The following is a 733-nucleotide window of genomic DNA, read 5'->3' as shown; positions in this document are numbered from 1 at the left end:
CTAAAAAGTGGTGATTACTGGATTGCGATTGTTGTAGTGATCGTAACTATTGCTATAAATGCTCCTAGAGTAACCGAGTACTACTTCTTACTTAGAAAAAATAGAATCGCTCAAATTTTATCTGCTTTACAAGAACCGAGTGTCTCGGAAGAACTAAAGACTCATTTAAAAAATGAGCTAGATATTGAGTGTTTTAAAGGTATTCATGGTACCCGTGTTAGCTTCCCAATGTTAAAAGCAGTTTATGTACTTAATGAAAGGGTTGGGGCGACTGTTTCTTTCAGACATGTTTTGAAAACAGTCCAACTTTTACCTGATATTTCTGATGTAGAACTTTTGTCGTACCGGATCAGATTAAATATCCTAGATAAGGTTATTGCTTCTTATAACTTGGTGTTTGGATTGCTCATAGCTGGCTTTGGGTTCATAACATTTTTACTATCGATTTACTCCATTGTTACTGGATTTGAGCCAAGCCTTCTTATTTCTGGTGTTATCTTCTTACCATTAGGCTTTTATATGCTCAATGATGGTAGTGCCTTGTTTTCTGTGTATCACATCAATAGAGCACTCAATGACTATGAAAAGGCAACTGAGAAAAAATCTTTATAACAAATTGTTCAAGAGTGATTCGGCACGCGTGGCATTTTTACTATGCGTTGGTTTTAGTGGTTAAGGTGTTATGCGGGAGCTTCGGTATTGCGTGCCTCACACCTTAACAAGGCGTTATGTG

The 733-nt window shown here is 37.0% G+C and carries 1 protein-coding gene; it reads left to right on the top strand.

The genetic code is table 11. The features are described 5' to 3' along the window. Positions 1-612 (top strand): hypothetical protein (locus tag VJL_RS27455; protein WP_038882513.1); only part of this gene is annotated, 612 nt, incomplete at its 5' end. Positions 613-733 lie beyond the last annotated feature (121 nt).

Origin of the sequence: Vibrio jasicida CAIM 1864 = LMG 25398 (assembly GCF_000400365.1) — a bacterium.
GTDB lineage: Bacteria > Pseudomonadota > Gammaproteobacteria > Enterobacterales > Vibrionaceae > Vibrio > Vibrio jasicida.
The sequence above is the reverse complement of the archived record's forward strand: the minus strand, read 5'-3'. Positions and strand labels throughout refer to the sequence as shown.